General features: G+C 31.3%; 16 protein-coding genes. 5 read left to right on the forward strand and 11 right to left on the reverse strand.

Annotated features, from left to right (window positions below; genetic code table 11):
• Window positions 1-976: 976 nt before the first annotated feature.
• The 5 genes from Q4Q35_RS04895 to Q4Q35_RS04915 all read right to left on the reverse strand — a co-directional run bounded on the left by Q4Q35_RS04895 (window position 977) and on the right by Q4Q35_RS04915 (window position 8,595).
• On the reverse strand, window positions 977-1,492 hold the full coding sequence (locus Q4Q35_RS04895; RefSeq protein ID WP_303276824.1) for an OmpH/Skp family outer membrane protein: 516 nt from the start codon (window positions 1,490-1,492) through the stop codon (window positions 977-979).
• A 227-nt stretch (window positions 1,493-1,719) separates the two neighbouring features.
• Window positions 1,720-2,571, reverse strand: coding sequence for a class I SAM-dependent methyltransferase (locus Q4Q35_RS04900; RefSeq protein WP_303276825.1), 852 nt, complete (start codon window positions 2,569-2,571; stop codon window positions 1,720-1,722).
• A gap of 79 nt (window positions 2,572-2,650) precedes the next feature.
• Window positions 2,651-4,522, reverse strand: coding sequence for a tRNA uridine-5-carboxymethylaminomethyl(34) synthesis enzyme MnmG (mnmG, locus tag Q4Q35_RS04905; RefSeq protein WP_303276826.1), 1,872 nt, complete (start codon window positions 4,520-4,522; stop codon window positions 2,651-2,653).
• A 214-nt stretch (window positions 4,523-4,736) separates the two neighbouring features.
• The gene (gene ybeY, locus Q4Q35_RS04910) at window positions 4,737-5,150 is read right to left on the reverse strand and encodes an rRNA maturation RNase YbeY (RefSeq protein ID WP_303276827.1); all 414 of its coding nucleotides are present in this window, start codon (window positions 5,148-5,150) and stop codon (window positions 4,737-4,739) included.
• Complete coding sequence (locus Q4Q35_RS04915; protein WP_303276828.1) at window positions 5,143-8,595, reverse strand: DUF4175 family protein; 3,453 nt, start codon at window positions 8,593-8,595, stop codon at window positions 5,143-5,145. Before Q4Q35_RS04915 ends, ybeY begins: the two co-directional genes overlap by 8 nt.
• 594 nt (window positions 8,596-9,189) lie before the next feature.
• Here Q4Q35_RS04915 and gltX point away from each other — a divergent pair.
• Window positions 9,190-10,794, forward strand: a complete 1,605-nt coding sequence (gene gltX / locus Q4Q35_RS04920) for a glutamate--tRNA ligase (protein ID WP_303276829.1) — start codon at window positions 9,190-9,192, stop codon at window positions 10,792-10,794.
• Between the two features lie 207 nt (window positions 10,795-11,001).
• On the opposite strand, the gene Q4Q35_RS04925 is transcribed toward gltX, so the two are convergent.
• The 6 genes from Q4Q35_RS04925 to Q4Q35_RS04950 form a co-directional block, all read right to left on the reverse strand.
• Window positions 11,002-11,784 carry an enoyl-CoA hydratase/isomerase family protein gene (locus Q4Q35_RS04925; RefSeq protein ID WP_303276830.1) on the reverse strand — a complete coding sequence of 261 codons (783 nt, stop codon included), beginning with the start codon at window positions 11,782-11,784 and terminating at the stop codon, window positions 11,002-11,004.
• 13 nt (window positions 11,785-11,797) lie between these two features.
• Window positions 11,798-12,238 carry a protein-disulfide reductase DsbD domain-containing protein gene (locus Q4Q35_RS04930; protein WP_303276831.1) on the reverse strand — a complete coding sequence of 147 codons (441 nt, stop codon included), beginning with the start codon at window positions 12,236-12,238 and terminating at the stop codon, window positions 11,798-11,800.
• 20 nt (window positions 12,239-12,258) lie between these two features.
• Complete coding sequence (locus Q4Q35_RS04935) at window positions 12,259-13,719, reverse strand: sensor histidine kinase (protein ID WP_303276832.1); 1,461 nt, start codon at window positions 13,717-13,719, stop codon at window positions 12,259-12,261.
• Window positions 13,720-13,872: 153 nt separating this feature from the next.
• Complete coding sequence (locus Q4Q35_RS04940) at window positions 13,873-14,418, reverse strand: CopD family protein (RefSeq protein WP_303276833.1); 546 nt, start codon at window positions 14,416-14,418, stop codon at window positions 13,873-13,875.
• Window positions 14,419-14,421: 3 nt separating this feature from the next.
• A complete protein-coding gene (hemH, locus tag Q4Q35_RS04945; RefSeq protein WP_303276834.1) occupies window positions 14,422-15,453 on the reverse strand; it encodes a ferrochelatase in 1,032 nt (343 codons plus the stop codon).
• A 10-nt stretch (window positions 15,454-15,463) separates the two neighbouring features.
• A complete protein-coding gene (locus tag Q4Q35_RS04950; protein ID WP_303276835.1) occupies window positions 15,464-16,363 on the reverse strand; it encodes a helix-turn-helix transcriptional regulator in 900 nt (299 codons plus the stop codon).
• A gap of 189 nt (window positions 16,364-16,552) precedes the next feature.
• Between Q4Q35_RS04950 and hemA the strand changes: the two genes are divergently transcribed.
• From hemA to hemE, 4 genes are all read left to right on the forward strand, one after another.
• Entirely contained in the window at window positions 16,553-17,812 is a 1,260-nt protein-coding gene (gene hemA / locus Q4Q35_RS04955; RefSeq protein WP_303276836.1) for a glutamyl-tRNA reductase, read from the forward strand.
• Entirely contained in the window at window positions 17,805-19,385 is a 1,581-nt protein-coding gene (hemC, locus tag Q4Q35_RS04960; protein WP_303276837.1) for a hydroxymethylbilane synthase, read from the forward strand. The genes hemA and hemC overlap by 8 nt, the downstream gene beginning before the upstream one ends.
• Window positions 19,382-19,684 (forward strand): hypothetical protein, encoded by a 303-nt coding sequence (locus tag Q4Q35_RS04965; RefSeq protein WP_303276838.1) that lies wholly within the window; start codon window positions 19,382-19,384, stop codon window positions 19,682-19,684. The genes hemC and Q4Q35_RS04965 overlap by 4 nt, the downstream gene beginning before the upstream one ends.
• Before the next feature lie 108 nt (window positions 19,685-19,792).
• Entirely contained in the window at window positions 19,793-20,824 is a 1,032-nt protein-coding gene (gene hemE / locus Q4Q35_RS04970) for a uroporphyrinogen decarboxylase (RefSeq protein ID WP_303276839.1), read from the forward strand.
• Window positions 20,825-20,853 lie beyond the last annotated feature (29 nt).

Here is a 20,853-nt window from a genome sequence, read left to right on the forward strand (position 1 = left end):
CTAATAAACTTAAATACAAACAAATATTCTCTTATAAAATTTATTATTATTAAGATAGTTTTTACTTTATTATTCATTACTTGTTAATAAGTGTTCATTACTTTCTAAAAGAAAAATATTGATTATTCATTTATTTTTTCAATCAAAAACCTGTATGACTTTTCCAAAAATTTAAATCATTTTTTTTGGCAATGTTATCAGACTAAAAAAGGAAGATGTAAACACAAAAAAGTAAAATAGTTATTAGAAAAAGCTGTTAATTTCTATTGTTAACAAGTGTGTATATAAAATTCAAATTCATTAAAAATGAACCTATTAAAATAATTTCTATTGTTAATTAACTATTAATAGAAAGTAAATTAATTGTAATCAAAATAAAACTTAAAAAAGTTATACCAGATATTAACAGACTATAATAACCATCATTTATTTTTTTAAATTTTTAAAAGAAAATAGTATTATAATATATAATGTGGATAACTATAAAAAATACGTTTTAGTTTCTTTGATTTTATATTTTCAAATAGTTTAACCATACTATCTATTTGATAATTTAAATAGATATAGTATTTCTAAAGAAATTTAGTTAACGTAAACTTTCGTTAAAAAGCTTCTTGATAGTTTCATAGAGCGATCTGTGATGAAGGAAGCCCAAAGTAAGTCGAGCGCTAAATTCTTCCAGAGATTTATTTAAAGTGACGTATTAGAACTCTTAAACATGATTCATGTTAAGATAAATTGTATCTATTAGGTTCTTCTATGTTATTTTGAAAGTATTACAGTAAACAAATTTAATATAGAGGATTTTAGATATTTATAGTTTAACTAATCCGTTTTTCTTTAAATATTTTGTATTATATAAAAAGTAAGAAAAAACTTATATGTTTATTTAATAGTAAAGATCTTAATAGGAACTTATTTAAAAACAAAAATCCCGGCTGTAGCCAGGATTTAATAAAGTTGTTATATAAATGATTTACTTTTTATATGCTTCGTTTAAAGCATCTAAAATAGTTTGTGTTAAATCGTTTTCTTCTGTACCGTATAATACACTTGCAGCACCATCGCTGGTTCCTAAGATATAAGTATAACCATTTTTCTTTCCGTAGTCTTTAACAAAGTCTTTAACTTTAATTATTACAGAATCTATTTCGGTTTGAAAATTTTGATTTAACTGTTGTTGCTCAAATTGTATTTGTTGTTGCAATACTTGTTGTTTTTGTTGCAAGCCACCCATTAATTCTTGTGCCTTTTTTTGAGAAGATTTTTGAGCTGTAATTTGTGTTTGCTGAACTTCTAATTGAAAAGCTTGACCAATACTATCTGTTCTCTTTTTAAGAGCTTCATCTTTTCCTTTAAATTTTGTTTCTAAATCTTTTTTCTCTTGATAATCATTTATAACAATTCCGTTGTCTATAAATCCTATTTTTTTTTCTTTTTGACAAGAAGTAAAAATAAATGTTGCTAATAAAAGATAAACTATATTTTTCATTTTGTTGTTTTTAAATACCGAACAAAAGTAATAAAGTAAAGCTAAAAATGTAACGGAATTATTTTGAATTTAAACTATAATGAATTTTTATAGTATTTATACGCGTAAATAATTAATATCTATTAAAAATGAATCCATTTAAAGCGATTTAAGAGACTTTAATTTCTTTTGCTTGTGTTTGTATGTTTAATATAATAAACTGTAAAAGGCATTTATAAAAATGAATTTTAGTCATTTTTAATGATATAAATTAAAGAAGATGCTTCTTTTGTTTTAATTGCTTTTAGATTTGAAAGCAATCCTATCCAAAAACCTTTAATTGGATTCATTTTTCCATTCTTATATTTTTCAGATAGAAGACTAACATAAAAAGCATCAAAAGGCATAGGTTTCGTTTTTATTATTTTCATTGAAACTTTAGCAAATAATTTTGAAACAGATATTTTATTAAAATGCCATAAATGTCTAGGTACATCGTAAGCTGCCCAAAATGTTTTATAATATGCTGCATCGTAACTTTTATAATTAGGTACAGCAATTATTAAAGTACCATTTGGTTTTAATAATTTTTTAAAGATTGCAACATGTTCTTCTAAATTTGGTAAATGTTCTAATACATGCCAAAGTGTTATAATATCGAAACTTTCTGATTCAAATTTTAAAAGCTCTTCAATTTTAAAAACGGAATTATTTGTTTTTTTATTAGCAATTTTTCGAGCTTGATCATTTGGTTCAATTCCAAAAATATTCCAATTATCTTGTTTAGTTGTTTGTAAAAAGTCACCTGTTCCGCATCCAATATCTAGCAGTTTTTTTTCTTTAGATGTAAATGCATTGATTAATTTTAGTTTCTTTTTTAAAGAAATTCTTCTTATTAAATGATAGACTTTTTCAAACAGATTTCTTTGTGTATCTGTATGCGAAATATAATCTTCGCTTTTATAATAATCTGGTAATTTTTCGGAAGAAGGTTGTGGTGTTGTTTCAAGAAAACCATACTCAGTATTTTGAATTAATTGAAAAGTTTCTCCAGAAACGGAATGATCTTTTACTGTTAAGTAGATGCTATTTTTTTTCATTTAGTATGAATTCTGAACCACGTTCAGAATGATAAAAAATTTAAATTTAAATTAATGTTCCACGTGGAACACTTTAAAATTACCTACCCATATAAACTAATAATACAGAAATATCATTAGGAGAAACACCACTAATTCTTGATGCTTGAGATACGGTTGTAGGTTGTATTTTTTTAAGCTTTTCTCTAGCTTCAAAACTCATAGATTTGATTTGAGAATAATCAAAATTCTCTGGAATTTTTACATACTCTAACCTACTTAATTTGTCCGCGTTATTTTTTTCTTTAGCAATATATCCAGAATACTTAACTTGAATTTCTGTCTGTTCTATAACTTCATTATCTAGATTATTATCTTGAATATATTGTTCTACAGCTTTAAATTTTCTAACATCATCAATCGTAATATTTGGCCTAGAAAAGATTTTAAACATCTTATCAGATTGCTTAACTAAGGAAGAACCTTTAGCTTCTAATACTGGATTTGCTTCCTCTGGTTTAACACTGGTTTTAGAAAAGAACGCTACAAATTTTTCTGCATCGTTATGTTTTTGTTCCATTCTTTTTAAACGTTTTTCACTAGCTAAACCAAGTTTAAAACCTTTTGGTGTTAACCTTAAATCTGCATTATCCTGACGCAATAAGGTTCTATATTCTGCTCTAGATGTAAACATTCTATAAGGCTCTTCTGTGCCTTTTGTAATGAGGTCATCTATTAAAACACCTATATAAGCTTCGTCTCTTTTAAGCGTAAAAGCTTCTTTTTCTTCAACCTTTAAACTGGCATTTATACCAGCCATTAATCCTTGAGAAGCTGCTTCCTCGTAACCGGTGGTTCCGTTAATTTGACCTGCAAAATATAATCCATCAACAAGCTTTGTTTCTAAAGTATGTTTTAATTGTGTTGGTGGAAAATAATCATATTCAATTGCATAACCTGGTCTAAAAAACTTCACATTTTCAAAACCAACTACAGATCGTAATGCTTTAAATTGGACATCTTCTGGTAAGGATGTTGAGAAGCCATTTACATAAACTTCGCAAGTATTCCACCCTTCCGGTTCTATGAATAATTGGTGCCTGTCTTTGTCTGCAAACCGGTTAATCTTATCTTCAATAGAAGGACAATAACGAGGCCCTAAACTTTTAATTCTACCGTTAAACATAGGTGACCTATCAAACCCTTCACGAAGTAAATCATGTACTTCAAGACTGGTGTAAGTCATGTAACAAGAACGTTGTTTTTCTAATGGTTTTGTAATATCTAAATAAGAGAATTTTTCTGGATTATCATCACCAGGTTGTTCAACCATTTTAGTATAATCTAAACTTCTTCCGTCCACTCTTGGAGGTGTTCCTGTTTTCATTCTTCCAGAATCAAAACCTAAACTTACTAACTGTTCTGTAATTCCAGTTGCAGCTTTTTCCCCTGCTCTACCACCACCAAAATTCTTATCTCCTATATGAATTAATCCATTTAAAAAAGTACCATTTGTTAAGACCACAGATTTGGATTTTATCTCTATTCCTAACGATGTTTTTACACCTGTTACTTTCCCTTTTTCTATGATTAAACCAGAAACCATTTCCTGATAAAAATCTAGATTAGGAGTATTTTCTAAAAGCAATCTCCAATCTTCAGCAAAACGCATACGGTCACTTTGTACCCTCGGACTCCACATAGCAGGTCCTTTAGATTTATTAAGCATTTTAAATTGAATAGCAGAGGTATCAGACACGATACCACTATAGCCACCAAGTGCATCTATTTCTCGTACAATTTGTCCTTTAGCAATACCTCCCATAGCAGGATTACAAGACATTTGTGCAATGTTTTGAAGATTCATGGTAATAAGCAATGTCTTGCTACCCATATTTGCAGCAGCGGCAGCAGCTTCACTTCCAGCATGACCTGCTCCAACAACTATAACATCATACACTTCGTTAAACATAATTTCTGTTTTAAAAACAAGTATGTTCCACGTGGAACACATTAATAATTTGAGTTTGCAAATATACGTTGTTTCTTAATAATACAGATTTAAACCCCTATTTAACCCATAGTTTTAATAGGTTAGTAAATACATATTTGTAATATTGTGGTTTTATAAGAGCAGTAATTTCAATACAAATATAAAAGGTATCATTTTAAAAAAGTGTTTTATACTACCCTAATTGCTTTAAATAATGATTTTCTTTTTCCCGCATTACTTTAGCTTCAGAGTCCGTTTTATCTTTATAACCACAATAATGAAGTATACCATGAATAATAACACGGTGTAATTCCTCTTCAAAAGAAACAGAAAAATCCATAGCATTTTCTTTTACTCTTTCAATAGAAATAAATATATCTCCTTGGATTAATTTTCCAACAGAATAATCAAAGCTAATAATATCTGTTAAGGTATCATGATTAAGAAATTCTACGTTTAGTTTATGAAGGTATTTATCGTCACAAAACACATAATTAATTTCCTCTAATTTATACGCTTCTTCAGATATCGTATTTGTAATCCAGTTAGAAATTCTTTCTTCATTTTTTAAAGAGAAATCGATTTCTTCGTAATTGAAATTAATCATTATTTTGCTTAAAATATTCTTGTACTTTCTTTTTATAAACTTGCTGCAAAGGTAAAGCTTGCCTGTTTAATATTTCTGTAGTTTTAAAATATTGTTTTGCAGTAGGGATTTGATTGTTTGTATTATTATTGAAATTATTTTTATTTGTTTCAGATTCTCTTTTATCATCTTCACCTTGCTCAAAAGTAGCATTCTCTAATTTTAATAACTGATGCTTTAATTGCATCATTTTTTGAAGTGTTTGATTTGTAAATCCTTTATTTAGTAAATCCAATTCAATGTCTTCCATTCTTCTTAACAAAGCATCTCCATTACCACTTTTCCCCTTACCTTCTTTAGCTAATCTTTCTTCTAATGCTTGTCTTAGTTGTTGTTGCTGTTGATAAATTTCATATAATAAACCATTCATATCTTCATTGGTTCCTTCTCCTTCTCCACCATTTTCCTTACCATCTTTTCCTTCACCTTGCTTACCTTCGTTATTACCTTTTTCACCATCTTTACCCTTCTCGCCTTCTTTCTCTCCTTTCTCTCCTTTTTCTCCATCTTTTTGGCCTTTACCTTTTTGATCTGGTTTTCCTTTTTCACCTTTTTTCATGCCTTCCTCCATCATCTTATTAAGTTCTTCCTGACTCATAATAATATCTGGTAATTGCATATCTCCTTTTCCTCCTTTACCAGGAGACATGCTTAAGTTCTCTTGCATGTTGTCTAAAACATCACTTAAAAAGTTTGCCAAATTATTTGCAGCAGTTACAGCGAATTGTTGATTGGAGATACCTTGATATAATTGATTTTCTGCCAATAAAGTTAGTGCTTTATCTATGTTGTAATATACTTCTGTGATTTCTTTATTTACTCTTTCTGATAATTTTGGTTGACGTAGCGATAAAGCAAATAAACTATCATCTATATGTTCAAAATGCTCTTTTAAATTGCTTTGTTTTCGTAAATAAGATGCAAACTTATTGTGGCCGGCGTTAATATTTTTAAAGTGATTCATCACCGCTTCCTGATCAAAAGAAAATAATACGAGATTATCTAAAATCTGTCTAAGCATTTCTACATCTTCTTGCATTTGTTCGCCACCACCTGCTTGCATAGAACTTTGCATTTGTTGGCTCATTTTTTTCATTTTTTGAGCTGCTTTTTTCTGACTTTTTTTGGCGTTTTTTAAATTTTGATTCTCTTTTTGATTTTCTTTATTTTCATCAGAAGGTTGTCCTTTCTCTTTTTCTTCTAATTCGTCCGAAGCATTTTGTTGCTCCTTTTTAATGTCGTTTTCTTCTAATTTATCTTGAGGAATCTCAATAGGTTTTTTTAAAGCTTTACTATCCTTTTTTAAATCTTCTAATTGTTTAGAGAATTCTTCAAAAGCTTTATTAAGTTCTTCTTGCTTTTCTTTGGTGTTTTCTTGCTCAGATTTGTTAGATAATTTTTCTTGTTCATCAGCAATTCTTTCTAAGTCCGCCTTAAGCTTTTCCAATTTCTTTTCTACATAATAACGTTTTGTTAGTTCCAGTAGCTGTTCTAAACTTCGTTTTTTATTTTTATTTTGTTTAGCTAACTCCTCCATCTTTTGAGTTAGCTCCTCCTCTTTGTTAATTTTTTCTAGAAGTTTTTTTAGCTCTTCCAAAAGCTTTTCATCTTTTTTAAGTTGCTCTTCGTTTTCTTTTAAGCGCTCTTTTAAGTCTTCCTTAAATGCATCTTCTTTTATGTTTTCCTTTTGAAATTCTTCTAAATTATTTTTTAATTTTTTATTGAAGTTTTTCATCATCTCATCCTGTTGCTTCTGGCGCTTAAAAAATGCTTCTAACTTTTTCTTATCGTTAAAATTTAAAGAGGACTTCTCTTTTTGAGTTTTGGTTAGCTCTTCTAATTTTTTATCCTGTTCCTCAAACTTTTCTAAAGACTTATTTAAATCTTTAATGGTTTCATTTTGCTCTTTTAAGTTTTTTTGAGCCTCTTCTTCTTTGGTGCGCTTTCTATAAGTAAAGACATTACTTTTTACAGCTTTATATTTGTTAATTACGTCATTATCAAATACTTGAAAGTATAATTCGTATGGAGTACCTGCTTCAATATTCAAATTATTCGGAAAAGCACTTATAAATTCTGCTATGTTAGAATTAGAAACTGGAAGGGTTTCATATTGCTTGTTTTTTTCATTATCAGAAGGATAATACACGAGCTGTAATTTGCTAAAACCATAATCGTCACTTATTTGTCCATAAAAATAAAGTGTCTGTAAGTCCAAGCTATCGGTTTCTACTTTTAAGTTAATTTCCGGATATTCATCTTTAACAACAGCAATATTAAACGCTAAATTTTCATAATTCTTAAGATTGTTATTACTGGTGCTGAGATTATAGTCTAAATTCTTATAAACACGTTTAGAAGCTTCAAAAACACCTGATTTATTAGAAGAAAATTCAATCGTATCATTAGCATATAAATGCACTTGTTCGGTCGCTTTCGTTTTTAGTTTCCAAACAATGTTAGTACCTTCAGGAACCAAAGCATTTCCCGTGCTTTTTAAAGTTTCATCTTTCTTTTTGGTATAATTAGGATAGTTTAAAACCATTTCGAAACTTAATAAAGACGGTACTTCAACAACTTTAATTTCATAAGGTTTAGAGTTTACTTCGTTGGCCGATAACTCAAAAACAACATTCGATTTAAGTTGAGAAAACACATATTCAAATTCACCCACTCCTCCTTTTTCTTGTAAAAAATAAGTTTCATCATTATAGGTTATTTGTACATTTTCAGGCGTTAATTCTCCTGCTGTTTTTACAATCAATTTAAAATCGTTGTTTTCAATAGCATTTAAATTTTCATTTACCACAAAAAACTGAAACGGTGCTGGTGGCTCATAAGCAGTTTTGTAATGAACAATACGCTCATAACTATCACTAAACCAATTGGAATTCCCTGTTAAAAACGTAAGTAATAAAATTAAAACAGGAATAGCTGCATATTTTAAATAACGCAGGTTCTTTTTAAAGTTAATAGCTAATTTAAAAGGAATCGGACTAAGCTCCAGAGATTTTTGTTCGATACCAGCTAAAAGTAATTCAGACTGTGATGTATTTTGATGAAGTTGAAGTACATTTAGTAATTTGTCATTAACTTCCGGGAAATGTTGTCCTATAATTCGTGAAGCATTTTCGTAATTAATCCCTTTTTGAAGTTTGAGTAATTTAGCTAAAGGAATGGCAACAAATTTAATAATCAATGTTATTTCAACAGCGATAAATAGCCAAAATAGAATGGTTCTGGCTGTGGTGTTTAACCATAAAATATGCTCGATAAATAGCGTGAACAAGAAATACAGTAATCCGATAGCAAAAAACAAAATAGCACCTTTAAGCAACTCATTAGTATAATAACGTCTAATAAATGCCTCTAATTTGTTTTGTATGTTTTTAAAATGATTGTTCATGGTATGGGTTTCCTAATATATATGAGGAGTAACAAATTTAATAGTATTAAAAAAAGGTCGTCTTAAAAGTGTCATTCGGAATGAAAATGAAGAATCTCTTTATAATTAAGTTTCCGTATGCTAGTATAATGAGATTTTTCGACTGCGCTCAAAATGACAAATTGTAAGCTTTTAAGACGACCTCTTTCTAACAGCCTCATATTAATAACATACTAAACTACAATTTTTTTAGTATAGCGTTTATAATTAAGTGTTAATTGTTTAAGTAAATCGTTTGTATAATGCCAATTTCAGACTAATTTGAGAAATATATATGAAATAGAAAACCCTTCATAATAGAATTAATGAGGGGGTTTAATTGTAACAAAATATAGTGCTATTACTCTCAAAAATAACCCATACCTTAATAATTACAATTTGTCTCTCCGACAATGTAAAGGTATGAGCCTTTAATTAGTTCTATTTTCTATTTGTATCTGAAAAACTATTAAAAATCTTTTATCTGGTATTTTCTATTATGTGCTTATCAGTATCTTTGCACACGAATTCCTGGAACAAGTTCGGGGAGACAGTCACATTATTTTTAATTACAACATGACCAAAAACGTTCGTGTGCGTTTTGCACCAAGCCCGACAGGACCTTTGCATATAGGAGGTGTCCGTACGGCTTTATTCAACTATTTATTTGCAAAAAAATATAACGGAACCTTTGTTCTTAGAATAGAAGATACCGACCAAACCAGATATGTTGAAGGTGCCGAAAAATATATAATAGACGCTTTAAATTGGTGTGATATACCTTTTGATGAAGGCCCTACATCGACTGCGCTCAGTATAGGCTCTAAAAACGAAAAATTTGGGCCTTATAGGCAAAGTGAACGAAAGCATTTATACAAAAAATATGCTGATGAATTAATAGCGTCTGGCAATGCTTATTATGCTTTTGATACTGCAGAAACTTTAGATTTCCACAGAAAAGACCACGAAGCAAAAGGAAAAACGTTTATTTATAATTGGCACAATCGTTTAAAATTGAGCAATTCTTTGTCGCTTAGTGTAGAAGAAACTCAAGCTAAATTAGACGCTGGTGAGGATTATGTTATTCGTTTTAAAAGTCCGCAAGACGAAACACTACATTTAAAAGATATAATTCGTGGCGATATTAAAATTGACACCAATGTTTTAGATGATAAGGTTTTGTTTAAAAGTGACGGGATGCCAACCTATCATTTAGCCAATATTGTTGACGACCATTTAATGGAAATCTCACATGTTATTCGTGGCGAAGAATGGTTGCCTTCTTTAGCATTGCATTACCAATTATACAAAGCTTTAGGTTGGGAAGCTCCAGAATTTGCACATTTACCACTTATTTTAAAACCTACAGGAAAAGGGAAATTAAGCAAACGTGATGGTGACAAATTAGGATTCCCTGTATTTCCTCTACAATGGACAGATCCTAAAACCAAAGATATTTCCAGAGGCTATAAAGAAGACGGATATTTTCCAGAAGCCATGATTAATTTCTTAGCCTTTTTAGGATGGAACCCCGGAACAGAGCAGGAGATTTTTAGTCTTGAAGAATTAATTGAATCTTTTGACTTAGATCGTGTTAATAAGTCTGGAGCGCGTTTCGATCCTGATAAAACAAAATGGTTTAACCACCATTATATGCAAGAGCAAAGTAATGATGCTTTAGCTGAAATGTTTAAATCTACTGTTGACGAAAATGTTTCCTTTAGTAACTCTTCAGCTGTGCTTAGTGAAGCCTCTGCCATGGAGCCACAAGCTCATTATAATAATGATATAGACGTAAATTATATCTCATTAGCAATTGGCTTAATTAAAGAACGTGCTACATTTATATCAGATTTTTGGGAATTAAGCCATTTCTTTTTTACAGCCCCTACCTCTTATGACGAAAAGGCCTCTAAAAAAGCATTAAAAGATGGTACAAAAGCATTAATGACCGAACTAATAAACATTATTAACAACAATACCGATTTTACTGTTGAAACCCTTCAAACAGAGATTAAAGGTTGGATTACCTCTAATGAAATTGGTTTTGGTAAAGTTATGATGCCACTACGTTTAGCTTTAGTTGGAGCTTTACAAGGCCCCGATGTGTTTGATATTATGTTTATGATTGGGAAGAATGAAACACTTAAGCGTATTGAGAATATCGTAAAAGCTTTGTAATTATATTATTAGATGAATCGTTTTCTATCAAACTTTGGTATTACAAATTTGTTGCTAAGGTAGATATTAGAGTTTGATAGAAAACGATTCCTAAAATGATTGAACACCTTTTAAGTGAGCCTTCTTTTAAGAATCATGCTATTTAGTTACATGCTATTTTATAACCATAGAGTGTTTTTATGGTAATTTAAGTAGCAGTTTTAAAATCTAATTCCCCGGAAAATCAGCTTTTCGTTTTTCAAGAAAAGCAGTTGTTCCTTCTGCAAAATCTTCGGTGCCAAAACAATTACCAAACTCTTGAATTTCTGTATGAAATCCGTTAACCTCATCTTTAAAGTTTGCATTTATAGCTCTAATGGCCGCACTAATGGCAACAGATGAATTGCGCGTTATTTTACTGGCAATTTTCTCGCAAAAAGGAAGTAACTCTTCCAGTGTCGTTATATGATTTACCAGACCATAGTTTAAAGCTGTATTAGCATCAATCATTCCTGCAGTCATGATAAGTTCCATAGCACGTCCTTTTCCTATTAATTGAGGTAAGCGTTGTGTACCGCCATACCCCGGAATAACGCCAAGTGACACTTCTGGTAATCCCATTTTAGCTTGGTCGCTTGCTACTCTAAAATGACACGCCATGGCGAGTTCTAATCCACCACCAAGCGCAAAACCATTAACAGCAGCTATAACCGGAGTAGATAAATTTTCAATAAAATTGAATAGTAGTTCCTGCCCCTTAGCAGCCAACATTTTACCTTCTTCAATATTGTAATTTGCAAACTCGCTAATATCTGCACCAGCAACAAAAGCTTTTTCACCACTACCAGTAAGCACAATAACTTTTGTGTGTTTGTCTAAACTTGCTTCTTTAAAAGCCTCGTGCAATTCGCTAATCGTGTCTCTGTTAAGCGCATTTAACTTACTTGGACGATTGATGGTTATTGTGGTTATATTATTATTGTTTTCTAATAGTATGTTAGTATAGCTCATAGTTTATTATAAATTATTTAATCGCAATTTCAAAATCGTCGTATCCGGTAACACAGCTGGCATCATTACAAGTCATAAATTCAATTTCGCCTGTAATTTTCAGTGCTTTTTTAGTTTTCAATTTAATACGTTGCTTAAAAACTGCAGCTGTTTCAAAATATTTAATATTCAATTCAAAAATAGGATCAAAAGCAGTATGACCTTTAGGTTCTGTCATATTTCCAACCAACTCATAATCATCATTATCTTCAAAAATAAAAACAGTTGGTAATGGTCCGCCTTCAGGCACTTTTAACGCATATAAATGATAGTCTGGTTTTATAGTTGCGTTTATAATTACATCGTATTCTAAATTAGAAATTTTTTTCACACTAGTAGACCATTTTACAGGTTCTAAAATTTGTGAGTAACCTATTGAGGTTATTAAAAAAATCAATGCAAGTATTTTTTTCATTTTTATGATGTATAAATAAATTATTCTTTAGGGAACGTTACTTTAAACATGGTGCCTTTATCTTTTTCAGACTTAAATGTTATGGTTCCATTATAGGTTTCCACAATATTTTTAACCATGGCTAAACCTAGCCCCATACCACTTGTTTTTGTTGTAAACTTAGGCTCAAAAACCTTGTCTTTGTTTTCTTCTGAAACTCCCGAACCATTATCTGCAACAGTAATGAAAACATAATTTTTCTTAGTAGTTCCTACATTAATAATGATCTTTGGTTTTTGATCTTTTGGCATAGCCTGAACCGCATTTTTAACCAAATTAGTAACAACCCGTATTAACTGCGTTCTATCAAATTTTGCAATAATTTCATCATCTTCGGCAGTAAATAAAATGTAATCTTCGTTAAAAATATCTAACGCCAGTTTTACAATTTTTACAACATTTAAAGTTTCATTTTGTTGTGCTGGCATCTTAGCAAAGTTAGAAAAAGCCGATGCAATAGAACTCATCGTATCTATTTGTTGAATTAAGGTTTTACTATACTCATCTAATTTTGAATGAATATTTTCATCCTCTGGATTAAACTTACGTTGAAAGCTTTGCACTGTTAAACGCATGGGGGTTAACGGGTTTTTAATTTCATGCGCTACCTGTTTTGCCATTTCTCTCCAAGCCTGTTCTCGTTCGCTTCTGGCTAATTGCACAGCACTTTCTTCAAGTTCGTCAATCATACTGTTATACGAATTTACCAAAGTGGAAATCTCCTCACTCGTGTCATTTACTTCTATCTTCTCATTACGTTTTTCTAATCTTGTGGTATTAATTTTATCGCTAATTGTTTTTAAAGACTTTGTGATGTATTTAGATAATAAAAACGCAATCCCAATAGCCATAAGTAAAATAAACATGTAGGCATAAGCAATACGCCTTAAAAATTCTTCTAGTTCTTTAGAAAGGAAATCGTCTTTCTCTAAATAAGGTAAATTTAATATGGCTATAGATTTCGACCTTCGATCTGTAAGATAGGTATAAGATGATTGAAATGTTTCTCCATTTTCGTCGAGCTTAGCTACATACCGATGCCCTACATTATCAGAAACAGCATTTAAAACTTCAGCTTCCAGACAGTTAGAAGCAACACTGTTTTGCAAGCCTGATTTAGATGATATTAATAAGCCCCCTTCTAAATCATATAAATTAATTTGAAGCTTATGAATGTCTGCTACATTATATATTTCTTCTTTATAAATTAAGGGAATGTTTTCTGTTTTTACTTCCCAGCTATTTTGTCTGCTATTTAAGACACGTTTAAGATGTGTTTGAATGTTTTCTTCTTTACGCTTTAAACGTCCTTCGTGATATTCTCGCCGCTCTTCTTTATATTGGTAGATCGCTACTGCCGAAATAAGAACTGATGCCAATAAAACCAGCAATATCATGGCTAAAAAAATACGAGTACGTAAAGAGAGTTTTTTTAATTTCATTAAAAAATATTATCCTTTTAAAAGTTCAATAAATATAGCAATAATCAAACCAAATTTTTCTTAAAAACTAAATCGGAAATTTTAACTACCAAATTCCACATACAATGTTCTTGTATTGGAATTTTGAAAACTTAAAAATGAGAATTTTAAAGATTAAGCTTCAGGGTTTTTGTCTCTAATATTTTTATAGACCTTGAAACCTAACATAATTAGAACTCCTAAAACAATAATTCCTATAACACCCCAAATCCAATTGATGGCATTTTTTAGAATAACTAAAAAAATGACAGCAAACAGGATAAAGGTAGCTCCCTCGTTCCAAATACGCATGAAGCTTGACGTTTTTTTAACTATATCATTTTGAAGTTGCTTATAATACTGATGTGTTTTAAAATGATAGATAAAAAGCACAATTACAAAGGCTAGTTTTACCTGCATCCAGTCTTGATAGACCAAGGTTGGGTTTAAATAAAACAGGCTTAAACCAAATAACAAAGCTAAAATGGCTGATGGCCAAGTAATAATAAACCACAGGCGTTTTGCCATAAGCTTAAGTTGTTTGCCTAAAATTTCTTTGTCTGGTGATGGTTTATGGAATGCCTCTATTTGATAAACGAACAATCTAGGAATATAAAATAATCCGGCAAACCATGTAATTACAAAAATGAGATGAAATGCCTTAAGATAAAAATATGTCATAGCTTAACTTACTTTAACAGTTGCTTTTGCCCATTCACTAATCCATTTTGAAAGTAAGTTTACAAACTCGTCATCGTCATTTAAACAAGGGACGGTTGTAAAGTCTTTACCTCCCATTTCATGAAAAATTTCCTGACCTTCCATCGCTATTTCTTCAAGTGTCTCTAAACAATCACTAACAAACGCAGGTGTTACAATGGCCATATTTTTAACACCTTGCTTTCCCAAACGCTCAATAGTTCTATCTGTATAAGGTAGCAACCAAGGGTCAAAACCTAAACGTGATTGAAAGGAGGTAGAATACGTACCTTCTTTAAATTTTAATTTTTCGGCAACTAACCGGGTTACTTCATAACATTGATGTCTATAGCAAAACTCATGAGCTTTTGATGCTGTTGTACAGCAGCTACCATCTATTTTACAATGCGATTTTGTAACATCACTCTTTCTAATATGACGTTCTGGTACACCGTGATATGAAAACAATAAATGTTCGTAATCTATGCCTTTTAAATGATTTTCTATGGCATTTGAAAGCACTTCAATATAATCTGGTTTATTATAAAAAGCAGGAACCGATTCTATCTTTAAATCAGGAAAATGTACTTTTCTAATATCTTCGGCTAACACTAAAATGGTTTCTGTCGTTGCCATGGCAAACTGGGGGTATAAAGGAAATAACAAGACCTCTTTAACACCTTTGTCTACTAACTCCTGAAGCCCTTTTTTTATTGTCATGCTACCATAACGCATAGCTAAAGCAACAGGTTCTTCTACTTGTTTTTGTATTTTATTTTGAAGTCGTTCTGATAGTACAATTAAAGGAGAGCCTTCGTCCCACCATATTTTTTTATAGGCTGCAGCCGATTGTTTTGGTCTGGTTTTTAAAATAATGCCTTTTACCAAAGCTGTTCTGGCCAGAAACGGTATATCAATAACACGCTCATCCATTAAAAACTCACCTAAATACTTTTTCACATCTTTTGGTTCGGGGCTATCCGGAGACCCAAGGTTTACTAGTAAAATTCCTTTCATATAATTCCTATTATGTCAACGACATGACGTATTTCTTGGGCGTTGTTCCATATTTCTTTTTAAAAGCAGCGATAAAATGGCTGGAAGTACTATAACCAACTTTAAGCCCTACCTCATTTACGTTATTATCACCAGATTCCAATAGTTTTCTGGCAACTTCCATTTTATAATCAAATAAAAAACTAAATACCGAATCGCCATAAATTTGTTTAAAGCCCTCTTTTAGTTTTTTAAGATTCAACCCTATTTCATCAGCTAGTTCTTGTAAGCTAGGTGGCTCTGCCATGCGAGCAATAACAATTTCTTTAGCTTTTCTAATTTTAATCACATTAGTTTCGTCTACCAAAAATGGGCATTGTTCAACGTTTGCATCTTCACTTCTATTAAAATATAAACTTAAAAGCTCGTATGCCTTTCCTTTAAAATAAAGGTTTTTAATAGATTGATTCAGGTTATAATTTATTAACTGATTTAAAACTATAGCCATAGAAGGAGAGATCGCACCATCTTTATAATATTTTTTATCCTTATTATCATCACTTAAAAAAGTAATATAGCCCGCTTCTTGGGAAAACAACCCATGAAAATTTTTAATAGATATTAAAACTGAAACCATCCAAGAATTAGGATCTATTTGTAAATTTATTGGTAACTCTCGTTGCGGGTTATATAATAATAAGGAATTCTCTTCCTGAATATTTAATATATACCTTCCTTCATTAAAAACAAACCGACTTGCTCCTTTTACACAAAAATGAAATTGGATATAATCGCTATCTATTTCTTTAGCAAGAGATTGTACTTCATTAGATTCATTTTTAAATACAAGCACCAAAGCACCATCATCGACTTTTGTTTCGTCAAAAGAACTTTGAGCGACATTTTTATTATTGTTTATTTCGTCTTTCATAATGATTTTATTTAGATTCGTTCTAAATAAACTAGGTGAAAACTGCCTAATAATCTACAAAAGTATGACATTTATCATATAATTAGAAAAAACAACGTGAAAAAACCACAAACGATATTAAAAGTTCTTTGAGCGTTATTTTTTTTATGATCATCCATATACTTTTGCTTTGAAATATCAGGTATCAGCATGCAAAAATATAATATATCAAGAAGTAATTACTTTTATGCCATTGGTTTGAGTTATAAAAAAGCCGATGCAGATATAAGAGGGCGCTTTAGTCTAGATGACGAGGGTAAATTAGCTTTACTTGAACAAGCCAAAGAAAATGACATTGAGAGTTTGGTGGTTACATCGACCTGTAATCGAACAGAAATTTATGGGTTTGCACAACATCCTTTTCAGTTAATAAAATTACTTTGCGATAATACCAGAGGTACGGTTGAAGAGTTTCAAGAAGTAGCCTATGTTTACAAAAACAAAGATGCTATTGCGCATATGTTTCGTGTAGGTTCCGGTTTAGATAGCCAGATTCTTGGAGATTTTGAAATTATAAGTCAGCTAAAAGCCAGTGCACGTGCTTCAAAAAAACACGGGTTACTCAATCATTTTTCAGAACGTTTGGTAAATGCTGTTATTCAAGCCAGTAAGCGTATAAAAACTGAAACAGATATTTCGTCTGGAGCTACTTCGGTATCTTTTGCCTCTGTTCAATATATTTTTAATTCGGTTGAAGATATTTCGAACAAAAATATTTTGCTTTTCGGAACCGGAAAAATTGGAAGAAACACCTGTGAAAACCTTGTAAAACATACCAAAAATGAGCAAATTACTTTAATTAACAGAACCAAAGATAAAGCTGAGGTAATTGCCGGAAAGTTTAATCTAATAGTTAAAGATTATGCTAATTTACAAGAAGAAATTAGTCACTCAGATATTTTAATTGTTGCTACAGGGGCACAACGACCTACTATAGATAAACACATAATCCAATCTAAAAAACCGCTTTTAATTTTAGACTTATCCATTCCAAAAAATGTTGATGCGAATGTTGAAGCATTAGATAATGTTACTTTAGTTCATTTAGATCATTTATCTAAAATTACAGATGAAACTTTAGAAGAACGAAAAAAACATATTCCACTGGCAGAATCTATTATAGAAGAAGTAAAAACGGAATTTAATGATTGGTTAGAAACCAGAAAATTTGCACCAACTATTAAAGCGTTAAAACATAAACTAGCCCATTTTGCTGCTGCCGAATTAGAAACGCAACGCAAGAAGAATACGGATTTTAATGAAGCACAAGCCGAATTAATTAGCAACAACATCATTCAAAAAATAACCAATCACTTTGCACATCATTTAAAAGATGATAATGCTTCTACTGATGAGAGTCTGGAACTTATAAAAAAAGTATTTCAGCTAGAACCAACTACGCATGTCTAAAATTATTAGAATAGGTACGCGCGATAGTGAATTAGCACTATGGCAAGCCAAAATAGTACAACAACAACTTGAAAATTTAGGCCATACAACACAATTAGTTCCTGTAAAATCTACTGGCGATTTAGTTTTGGACAAGCCTTTATACGAATTAGGAATTACCGGTATTTTTACTAGAACTCTGGATATTGCCATGTTAAATCATGAGATTGACATTGCAGTCCATTCACTAAAAGATGTTCCAACTGTTTTGCCTAAAGGCATTATACAAGCAGCCGTTTTAAAACGTGGCAATGTAAATGATACCTTGGTTTTTAAAAACAATGAAGAGTTTTTAAGCTCTAAAGAGGCTGTAATAGCGACAGGAAGTTTACGCAGAAAAGCACAATGGCTTAACAGATACCCTACGCATACAATTGTAGATTTACGCGGAAACGTAAACTCTCGTTTACAAAAACTAGAAGACAACGAACACTGGAACGGAGCTATTTTTGCTGCCGCTGGAATAGGTCGTATCGGGATAAGGCCAGAAGAAGCTATTAATTTAGATTGGATGATTCCGGCACCTGCACAAGGAGCTATTATGATAACAGCTTTAGAAGAAGACGATTTTGTAAAAGCCGCCTGTGCCGAATTGAATCATGAAGAAACTGAAATATGCACCACAATTGAACGCGAATTTTTAAATAAATTAGAAGGTGGTTGTACAGCACCCATTGGAGCACTCGCTTATATAAAAAACGAAGAAATTAACTTTAAAGGTGTTCTTTTAAGTGAAGATGGTTCTAAAAGAATAGATGTTACCAGAGTTAAAAAATTAGGAGAGCATAGTGACATGGCGCAATTTTGTGCCGATTTTGTTATTGAACGTGGTGGTAAGCGTTTAATGGACAACATAAAACATTCTAATAAAAAAACGAATGTATTCTCCACGAAATCGTTTACCGAAGATCAACGTTTATTATTTCATGAAAAAGTAGTTGCAAAAAGTAACGATTTTATAAAAATAAGCCAGAATAGAATTCATCCAAGGTTTTTAAAAAATGAAATTCAAAATGTAATTATCACCAGTAAAAATGCTGTTGAAGCCTTAGTGACAAACTATTCAGTTTCCGAATTACAATTCAAAAACATATACTGTGTTGGTCGCAGAACCAAACGCCTAATAGAAAATAGAATAGGGAAAGTAACGCATGCCGAAAAGAACGCTAAAGCACTTGCAGAATACTTGGTTGAATATATAGAAGGTACCGAAGTAACCTACTTTTGTAGCGATTTAAGATTAGATGACTTACCTAATATTTTAGAAAAAAATAATATAAAGGTTAATGAAGTAGAAGCTTACCAAACGAAGTTTGATAGTTATAAAATTGATAATTCTATTGAAAGCGTTATGTTTTATAGCCCTTCAACAGTACAGAGTTATTTGAAAAAAAATGATGCAGATGTCATTGCATTTTGTATTGGAGAAACGACTGCTGCCGAAGCAAGAAAGAAATTTAAAGACGTTAGAGTTGCTAAAGTACCAACTGTTGAGAGTGTGATTGAATTAGTGAATAAACACTATGTGTCATGATTTATTTAACGGCCCTAATGTTTGTAAAAGAAGGCAAAGAAGAAGTTTTTAACGAATATGAATCATTTGTTCTTCCACTTTTAAATAATTACAGTGGGAAATTAATCTATAGAATAAGACCTAACGAAAAAAGTTATATAACAGCAGCAGAAGAAACACCGTATGAAATTCATTTTATATCATTCAAAACAAATGAAGACTTTATAAGGTTTGTAAATGATGAAAAAAGAAAAAGCTTTGAAAACCTTAAAGAAGAAGCTATAAAATCTAGTTTTATAGTTAAAGGTGAAAAATTATAAGATAAGAGTTGTCATTCCTGCATAGGCAGGAATCTACTTTTAAAATATTTAAGTTTCAATTAAAAAGATCCCTCCCGATAGTTATCGGGATTTGGGGAAATGAAGAATATGATAAAGAACGATTTATTTTTAAGAGCATTAAAAGGAGAAACTGTGAATCGTCCACCAGTTTGGATGATGCGCCAAGCAGGGCGTTATCTACCAGAATTTATAGCCATTCGTGAGAAATACGATTTCTTTACGCGTTGCAGAACTCCAGAATTAGCCAGTGAAATTACAGTGCAACCTATTAGACGTTACGGTATGGATGCAGCTATTTTATTTAGTGATATTTTGGTTATTCCACAAGCTATGAATATTGAAGTACAGATGAAGCCTAATTTTGGTCCGTACTTACCAAACCCTGTGCGTACTCAAAAAGATGTCGATAATGTTGTTGTTCCGGACGTTACCGTAGAATTAGATTATGTTTATCAAGCTATTAAAGCAACTAAAGAATTGCTAAATAATGAGATTCCTTTAATTGGGTTTGCAGGTTCGCCATGGACAATTTTATGTTATTGTGTGCAAGGACAAGGTAGTAAAACCTTTGATAAGGCCAAGGAATTTTGTTTTACGAACCCAACCGCTGCACATCAATTACTTCAAAAAATCACAGATACTACTATTGCGTATTTAAAAGAAAAAGTAAAAGCAGGCGTTAATGCAGTACAAGTATTCGATTCTTGGGGAGGCATGCTATCGCCTGTCGATTATCAAGAATTTTCCTGGCAATACATCAACCAAATTATTGAGGCCTTAAAAGACGATGCCCCAGTAATTGCTTTTGGTAAAGGTTGTTGGTTTGCACTTGGTGACATGGCAAAAAGTAATGCATCAGCTTTAGGTATAGATTGGACGTGTTCGGCAAGAAATGCCCGTTATTTAACAGGTGGAAACATCACCCTACAAGGTAATTTTGATCCGTCACGCTTACTATCACCTCCTTCAGAAATAAAGAAAATGGTACACCAAATGATTAACGAATTTGGTAAAGATAAATACATCGTAAATCTTGGGCATGGTATTTTACCTAACATTCCGTTAGATCACGCCAAGGCATTTATAGATGCTGTAAAAGAGTATAAAAGCCCCTCTTAATCTCCCCAAATGGGAGAAACTATACGGGT

The organism is Flavivirga aquimarina (assembly GCF_030540835.1).
GTDB classification, from domain to species: Bacteria; Bacteroidota; Bacteroidia; order Flavobacteriales; family Flavobacteriaceae; genus Flavivirga; species Flavivirga aquimarina.

Excerpts from the sequence above, each read along its gene's own strand:
- mnmG (WP_303276826.1), bottom strand. The coding sequence starts at position 4,522 with ATGTTTAACGAAGTGTATGATGTTATAGTTGTTGGAGCAGGTCATGCT.
- hemE (WP_303276839.1), top strand. The coding sequence starts at position 19,793 with ATGATAAAGAACGATTTATTTTTAAGAGCATTAAAAGGAGAAACTGTG.
- Q4Q35_RS04930 (WP_303276831.1), bottom strand. The coding sequence starts at position 12,238 with ATGAAAAAAATACTTGCATTGATTTTTTTAATAACCTCAATAGGTTAC.
- Q4Q35_RS04940 (WP_303276833.1), bottom strand. The coding sequence starts at position 14,418 with ATGACATATTTTTATCTTAAGGCATTTCATCTCATTTTTGTAATTACA.
- hemC (WP_303276837.1), top strand. The coding sequence starts at position 17,805 with ATGTCTAAAATTATTAGAATAGGTACGCGCGATAGTGAATTAGCACTA.
- Q4Q35_RS04935 (WP_303276832.1), bottom strand. The coding sequence starts at position 13,719 with ATGAAATTAAAAAAACTCTCTTTACGTACTCGTATTTTTTTAGCCATG.
- Q4Q35_RS04895 (WP_303276824.1), bottom strand. The coding sequence starts at position 1,492 with ATGAAAAATATAGTTTATCTTTTATTAGCAACATTTATTTTTACTTCT.
- Q4Q35_RS04915 (WP_303276828.1), bottom strand. The coding sequence starts at position 8,595 with ATGAACAATCATTTTAAAAACATACAAAACAAATTAGAGGCATTTATT.
- gltX (WP_303276829.1), top strand. The coding sequence starts at position 9,190 with ATGACCAAAAACGTTCGTGTGCGTTTTGCACCAAGCCCGACAGGACCT.
- ybeY (WP_303276827.1), bottom strand. The coding sequence starts at position 5,150 with ATGATTAATTTCAATTACGAAGAAATCGATTTCTCTTTAAAAAATGAA.
- Q4Q35_RS04900 (WP_303276825.1), bottom strand. The coding sequence starts at position 2,571 with ATGAAAAAAAATAGCATCTACTTAACAGTAAAAGATCATTCCGTTTCT.
- hemH (WP_303276834.1), bottom strand. The coding sequence starts at position 15,453 with ATGAAAGGAATTTTACTAGTAAACCTTGGGTCTCCGGATAGCCCCGAA.
- Q4Q35_RS04925 (WP_303276830.1), bottom strand. The coding sequence starts at position 11,784 with ATGAGCTATACTAACATACTATTAGAAAACAATAATAATATAACCACA.
- hemA (WP_303276836.1), top strand. The coding sequence starts at position 16,553 with ATGCAAAAATATAATATATCAAGAAGTAATTACTTTTATGCCATTGGT.
- Q4Q35_RS04950 (WP_303276835.1), bottom strand. The coding sequence starts at position 16,363 with ATGAAAGACGAAATAAACAATAATAAAAATGTCGCTCAAAGTTCTTTT.
- Q4Q35_RS04965 (WP_303276838.1), top strand. The coding sequence starts at position 19,382 with ATGATTTATTTAACGGCCCTAATGTTTGTAAAAGAAGGCAAAGAAGAA.